The organism is Bacillus sp. 95MFCvi2.1 (assembly GCF_000374965.1).
In the GTDB taxonomy this organism is placed as follows: domain Bacteria; phylum Bacillota; class Bacilli; order Bacillales; family Bacillaceae_G; genus Bacillus_A; species Bacillus_A pseudomycoides.
In genome coordinates, this window is sequence record NZ_KB895708.1 from 79,175 (window position 1) to 86,002 (window position 6,828).

Below are 6,828 nucleotides of genomic sequence, written 5' to 3' on the forward strand. Positions count from 1 at the left end.
TAATTAATATGAATTTTAATATAAAACAGATAATTATGAATAATTATACTATTGATGTGTGATTTATGAAATAGAAAAAAGAAAAAAATAGAGGGTGGCCTCTATTTTTTTCTTTTGAGCATGTATTTTCTTATGCGTTCGCTAAAGCGGCAAATGCTCTACCGACAGCTTCGATTGTATATTCGATATCTTCTTTTGTATGTTCTGTTGTTAAGAACCATGCTTCATACTTAGATGGAGCTAAGTTAATTCCTTCGTTGAGCATAAGCTTGAAGAACTTACCGAACATTTCTCCATCTGTATTTTGAGCAGCGTCATAATCTTCAATTGTATCTGTAGTGAAGTATACAGTTAACGCACCTTTTAGACGGTTTACTGTAATATCGATGCTATGTTTTGCAGCTTGTTCTAAAATTCCTTTTTCAAGCATTGCTCCAAGTGCATCTAATTTTTCGTATACACCTTTTTGTTGCAGTACTTCTAAGCAAGCAATACCAGCTGCCATAGATGCTGGGTTTCCAGCCATTGTACCAGCTTGGTAAGCAGGGCCGAGCGGTGCAACTTGTTCCATAATTTCTTTTTTACCACCATATGCACCGATTGGAAGACCTCCGCCAATTATTTTACCAAGTGCTGTTAAATCTGGTGTTACACCAAGTAAGTCTTGGGCACCGCCGTACATAAAGCGGAAAGCTGTGATTACTTCATCATAAATAACTAGTGCGCCAGCTTCGTGAACAAGCTCATTTACTTTTTCTAGGAAGCCAGGTTTAGGTTCGACAATTCCGAAGTTCCCAACGATTGGTTCTACAAGAATAGCTGCTACCTCATGTCCCCATTTATCGAGTGCTTCTTTTAATGTCTCTACGTTATTAAATGGAACGGTAATAACTTCTTGAGCGATACTTTGGGGCACACCGGCTGAATCAGGAGTACCAAGAGTAGAAGGACCTGAACCAGCTGCTACAAGAACTAAGTCTGAATGACCGTGGTAGCAACCAGCAAACTTCATAATTTTTGTACGACCTGTATAAGCGCGAGCCACACGAATTGTTGTCATAACAGATTCCGTACCAGAGTTTACGAAACGAACTTTATCTAAAGCAGGCATTGCTTCTTTTAACATTTTTGCAAATTTTACTTCTAGTGCTGTTGGTGTTCCGTATAAAACACCATTTTCAGCTGCTGTTTTAATTGCTTCTGTTATGTGAGGATGAGCGTGTCCTGTAATGATTGGACCGTATGCTGCTAAATAATCGATATATTTGTTACCATCTACATCCCAAAAATAAGCACCTTTTCCGCGTTCCATTGCAACAGGTGAACCGCCACCAACTGCTTTGAAAGAACGAGAAGGACTGTTAACACCACCAACGATATGTTCTAACGCTTCCTTATGTAATGCTTCTGATTTTGTGAAATTCACTACAATTCATCTCCTTACAAAAATCTATGTATTATTCTAACATGTTTTTCAAAAAGACGTATTGTTTGTGATAGGAAGGGCAGTTGGGTAAACTATTCGTTGTGGTATCGAGGAAGGGGGTCCGATTATGAAATCGGTAATTGAAGTACAAGGATTACGTAAAGAATTTACAGCATATTCAAGCCGCTCTGGTTTAAAAGGTGCGTTTCGCGATTTATTAAATCGTAATTATAAAATAGTGCCAGCAGTGAATGATGTTTCGTTTACTGTAAATCAAGGTGAAATGGTTGGTTATATTGGTGAGAATGGTGCGGGTAAATCAACGACAATTAAAATGTTAACCGGAATTTTAACACCGACGTCTGGTCAAATTACAGTAAATGGCATGAATCCACATAAACAGCGAGAAGAGTTTGTGAAAACAATTGGTGTTGTATTTGGTCAGCGTTCACAGCTTTGGTGGGATATTGCGGTACAAGAATCATTTCGTTTATTAAAAAAAGTGTATGGTGTATCTGATAGGCAGTATAAGGAACATATGGAGCATGTCATTGAAACACTAGATATTGGACCATTGCTAGATAAACCGGTGCGTAAATTGTCGCTTGGTCAACGAATGCGTTGTGAATTAGCAGCAGCGTTAATTCATAATCCACCGCTTTTATTTTTAGATGAACCAACGATTGGACTAGACGTTCTCGTAAAATTAAAAATCCGTGAGTTTTTAAAGGAAATGAATGAACGTTATAAAACAACAATTTTATTAACAACACATGATATTACTGATATTGAAGCGTTATGTGAACGCGTCATTATGCTGGATGAAGGAAACATTATGTATGATGGATCATTAGAAAAGCTTCGTTCGCAGTGGGGAGCAGAAAAAGAAATACATTTTCAATTTACAGCACCAGTTTCATATCAACAACTGTTAATGCTAATGCCGGATAATCATGTAGTTTGGTCACAAGGGAAAGAAGAATATACATGGATTGCGAAAATACCCAATGAAGAAGTTATAATTTCTATGCTTATTTCCAAAGTAGTCCAAGCCTTTCAAATTAAAGATTTAAAAATTAATGAAGTGTCGACAGAAGAAATTATCCGTAATATTTATGAAGAGGGTATGATTCATGGGTAAGTATATTGAAATGATTCGTATTCGTTTTTTAATGATGCTTGCTTATCGGACAAATTACTATAGTGGAATTTTAATTTATACGATTAACATCGGAGCGTATTATTTTTTATGGCAAGCTATTTACAGTGGGAAAGAGAATATCGAAAGTTTATCGATTTCTCAAATGACAACCTACATTGCCATCGCGTGGATGGCTCGCGCTTTTTATTTTAATAATATTGACAGAGAAATTGCGATGGAAATTCAAGAGGGACGTGTAGCTGTTGAATTAATTCGTCCATATAACTACTTAGGAATGAAAGTTATGCAAGGTCTTGGAGAGGGGATCTTCCGTTTTGCATTCTTTTCTATTCCCGGTATGATCATTGTTACACTTTTATTCTCGTTGCAAATTACAACCAATTTTCAAACGTGGTTATATTTTTTTCTGTCGTTAGTTTTCAGTTTTATTATTAATACGCAAATTAATTTAATGACAGGCATGCTTACTTTTTTCTTATTTAATAATAGTGGAATTATGTATGCAAAACGTGTGGTTATTGATTTATTTTCAGGTTTATTACTACCCATTAGCTTTTATCCTCTATGGGCACAAAAAGCAATGGTGTTTTTGCCATTTCAAGCAATCAGTTATATTCCGAGTATGATTTTCTCTGAAGGAATACAAGGAAGTAAGTTGTATCAGGCTTTATTATTTCAAATGATTTGGGCAGTCGTACTTATTGTTCCAATTGTGCTGATGTGGAAAACGGCGAGAAAACGCCTAATTGTACAAGGGGGATGATGAGATGCTGTATATAAAACTGTTTTTGCAATATGCAAGCCAATATATAAAAACTAAACTAGAGTATCGCGGCGATTTTATCGTTGGATTATTATCTGATTTACTACTCCAAGCTGTTAACTTAATTTTTATTCTTGTTGTTTTCGGACATACACAAGCATTAAAGGGATGGAGTCGAGAAGAAGTTATTTTTATTTATGGCTTTTTCTTAGTACCATTTGCTATCTTTTCTGCTTTCTTTAATATATGGGATTTTAATGATCGATACATTATTAAGGGAGAAATGGATCGTGTTTTAACAAGACCGATTCATAGTTTATTCCAAATTATATTAGAGCGAATGGAACTGGAGTCTTTGATTGGTGCAGTTACTGGGATTATTGTAATGGGATATGCGTCAGTGCAGCTTCAATTATCCTTTTATTGGTACGATTTCTTTCTTTTCTTGTTCATGGTAGCTGGAGGTGCCCTTGTATATGGCGGGATATTTGTGACACTTGCAAGTATTGGCTTTTGGTCAGATGCAAAAAGCTCTATTATGCCATTGATGTATAACATTGGGAATTATGGGCGATATCCTGTAAATATTTATAACCGTGTGATCCGGTTTGTTTTAACGTTTGTCTTACCATTTGCATTTGTTGGTGTATATCCAGCGGCGTATTTTCTTAGAAAGACAGAATGGAACAGTTATGCGTTTGCGACACCGTTTGTTGGTGTAATTTGTTTTACAATTGCAATCACGCTTTGGAATTTTGGAGTGAAGAAATACCGCGGTGCGGGAAACTAACGACAGATATACAAGTTTCATCTACTGTGGGATAAATTGTTCTTTGTCCTCATACATATAGGATGAGGTGGAGGACATGTTATGGGGACTTATTTTATTAATTTCAGCCATTGCTGTGTTAAGGGGTATTCAAATATTATGGAGCTCATACTCAGATTCGAAGCGTTTCTTTTCCTTGTATAACCTAACTTCATTATTTCTAATTTACACAACGGTGCTTATCGCATTCGGATTAAGTTATGTTGTATTAGAGGAAAGTGGATTTGCCGTCTTAAGAGAAGACGGAGAAAGTTTAACTGTCCATTCTTTCCAACTGGTAGAAGTATGCTTATATTTTAGTGCGGTTACTTTATTATCTGTTGGATATGGTGATGTAACTCCTGTTGGAATCGGACGCTGGATTGCAATTATTGAAGCGTTGATTGGATATACATTGCCGTTTGCATTCGTAGTTCGAACAGTGATAGACAATGAAAAATGAGATAACATTTGTTATAGTAGAAGGAAAAGACAAGGAGTGATAAAGATGGTCGCAGTAGGAGAAATGGCACCGGATTTTACACTAGAAGGAAGTAACGGAGAGCAGGTTAAGCTATCGGACTTTCACGGGAAAAATGTAGCACTATATTTTTATCCGAAAGATATGACACCAGGCTGTACAACAGAAGCGTGTGATTTCCGAGATGCATACGGATTATTTCAAGAAAAAGATACGGTTATACTTGGTATAAGTCCAGATCCAGTGAATAGACATTTGAAATTTATTGAAAAGCATGATTTGCCATTCTTACTTTTAGTAGATGAAGATCATAAAGTGGCGGAACTATATGATGTATGGAAGCTGAAAAAGAATTTCGGAAAAGAGTACATGGGAATTGAAAGATCTACGTTTCTTATTAATAAAGATGGTGAACTAGTAAAAGAATGGCGTAAAGTAAAAGTGAAAGGGCATATCGAAGACATCCTTTCTTATTTAGATTAAGGTTCTGCATAAGCAAGAACTGAAGGGAATTTATTATGATGTAATTACTATGAGGCATATGTCTATACACTTGTGCTGATGTTTCATACATTAAAAGGGTAGGGCATACCTCCTCAGATGATAGTATTCCAAGTGCGATTATTTCGCACTTTTTTCTATGTAAATGTATAAAGGAAGGACAAATATACATAAGAATAAGGTTAGATGAAAAATAAACTACACAGTTATAGTAGAAATATTGACGATTGACAAGAAAAGGAGTACACTCTTTATAAGAATTATAAAATAATAATCCGTATAGAATCGGGGTGCATGACGGTGGTCAAAGAAGAATTAAAAGAAGCGCTAGAAATGCTGAAAAATACGGGTGTACGCATTACTCCACAGCGTCATGCTATTTTAGAGTACCTTGTGGAATCTATGACGCACCCAACAGCGGATGAAATTTATAAAGCGTTAGAAGGTAAGTTTCCAAATATGAGCGTTGCAACTGTTTATAATAACTTACGTGTATTTAAAGAAGTTGGGCTTGTTAAGGAATTAACTTATGGAGACGCTTCAAGTAGATTTGATTATGTTACAAGTCAGCATTACCATGTAATTTGTGAAAAGTGTGGTAAGATTGTTGATTTTCCTTATGGAGGTTTGGAAAAACTTGAAGATGAAGCTGTGAAAGCAACCGGCTTTGTTATTAATAGTCATCGTTTAGAGATTTATGGCGTATGTCCAGAATGTCATAAGGCGTAATATATAATAAAGAAAGAGGTCAACGGTTACGTTGACCTCTTTCTTTATTATATAAACTCCATTTTATGCTTTATAGCTCTTTTTATTATACCTCTCATCAAACTCTTTTCCTTCTAAATTACGATCAAGCGTTAAGGGTTGATTGCAATGCATACATGCGTCTACTCGGCCGAGCATTTTGGTAGGTTTGTTACAACTTGGGCAAATGATTTGTACGGTTTTTGTAGATAACATACCAATCCAAAAGTAAACGACGGTGCTAGCGATAACTGCTAAAAAGCCAACCATCATAAAAATGGTCATAATAATAATATTTTCGCGAAAAAATACGCCTAAGTATGCAATGAAGAGTCCGATAAATACTAAACTTAATGCAAAGGTTCGAATTTTATTGATTTTGTTCGAATATTTAATCCCCATTCCCATCACGCTCCTATAGGAATAATATAACATAAAATTTTGAATTTTTGATTTAAAAGAAGTGGGGCTTGTTAAAATGATGAGAAAAAGAAATAAACGGGATGTGAAATTTTTTTATGAAAAGTATTGACCATGTATAAACTGCATGATATATTAATAACCGTCGCTGATGCGAAACGGCAGAAAGCGAAAAAAAGAAATTAAAAAACTTAGTTGACATCGAAAAATGAAGGTGTTAACATAAGGGAGTCGCCATTGAGCGACAAACGAGTTCTTTGAAAACTGAACGAAACAAACAACGTGAAACGTCAATTTTTATTTTAGATGCTAGACAAACTAACTTTATTGGAGAGTTTGATCCTGGCTCAGGATGAACGCTGGCGGCGTGCCTAATACATGCAAGTCGAGCGAATGGATTAAGAGCTTGCTCTTATGAAGTTAGCGGCGGACGGGTGAGTAACACGTGGGTAACCTGCCCATAAGACTGGGATAACTCCGGGAAACCGGGGCTAATACCGGATAACATTTTGCACCGCAT

8 protein-coding genes and 1 rRNA gene are annotated in these 6,828 nt (G+C 36.0%); 7 read left to right on the forward strand and 2 right to left on the reverse strand.

What is annotated here, in order from left to right; genetic code table 11:
• Positions 1–130 precede the first annotated feature (130 nt).
• Complete coding sequence (hemL, locus tag C568_RS0121995) at positions 131–1,426, reverse strand: glutamate-1-semialdehyde-2,1-aminomutase (RefSeq protein ID WP_018782727.1); 1,296 nt, start codon at positions 1,424–1,426, stop codon at positions 131–133.
• A gap of 127 nt (positions 1,427–1,553) precedes the next feature.
• Here hemL and C568_RS0122000 point away from each other — a divergent pair, with 127 nt between their 5' ends.
• The 6 genes from C568_RS0122000 to perR all read left to right on the forward strand — a co-directional run bounded on the left by C568_RS0122000 (position 1,554) and on the right by perR (position 5,870).
• Positions 1,554–2,567, forward strand: coding sequence for an ABC transporter ATP-binding protein (locus C568_RS0122000; RefSeq protein ID WP_003194928.1), 1,014 nt, complete (start codon positions 1,554–1,556; stop codon positions 2,565–2,567).
• The gene (locus C568_RS0122005; RefSeq protein WP_018768003.1) at positions 2,560–3,351 is read left to right on the forward strand and encodes an ABC transporter permease; all 792 of its coding nucleotides are present in this window, start codon (positions 2,560–2,562) and stop codon (positions 3,349–3,351) included. Before C568_RS0122000 ends, C568_RS0122005 begins: the two co-directional genes overlap by 8 nt.
• 4 nt (positions 3,352–3,355) lie before the next feature.
• Positions 3,356–4,141, forward strand: coding sequence for an ABC transporter permease (locus C568_RS0122010; protein WP_018782728.1), 786 nt, complete (start codon positions 3,356–3,358; stop codon positions 4,139–4,141).
• Positions 4,142–4,217: 76 nt separating this feature from the next.
• Positions 4,218–4,622, forward strand: coding sequence for a potassium channel family protein (locus C568_RS0122015; RefSeq protein WP_018782729.1), 405 nt, complete (start codon positions 4,218–4,220; stop codon positions 4,620–4,622).
• A 45-nt stretch (positions 4,623–4,667) separates the two neighbouring features.
• Complete coding sequence (gene bcp / locus C568_RS0122020; protein WP_003194937.1) at positions 4,668–5,123, forward strand: thioredoxin-dependent thiol peroxidase; 456 nt, start codon at positions 4,668–4,670, stop codon at positions 5,121–5,123.
• Positions 5,124–5,441: 318 nt separating this feature from the next.
• Complete coding sequence (perR, locus tag C568_RS0122025; RefSeq protein ID WP_018768004.1) at positions 5,442–5,870, forward strand: peroxide-responsive transcriptional repressor PerR; 429 nt, start codon at positions 5,442–5,444, stop codon at positions 5,868–5,870.
• 63 nt (positions 5,871–5,933) lie between these two features.
• On the opposite strand, the gene C568_RS0122030 is transcribed toward perR, so the two are convergent.
• Entirely contained in the window at positions 5,934–6,290 is a 357-nt protein-coding gene (locus tag C568_RS0122030) for a YgzB family protein (RefSeq protein WP_016113001.1), read from the reverse strand.
• A 342-nt stretch (positions 6,291–6,632) separates the two neighbouring features.
• Here C568_RS0122030 and C568_RS0122035 point away from each other — a divergent pair.
• Positions 6,633–6,828 (forward strand): 16S ribosomal RNA (locus tag C568_RS0122035); the annotation flags it as partial.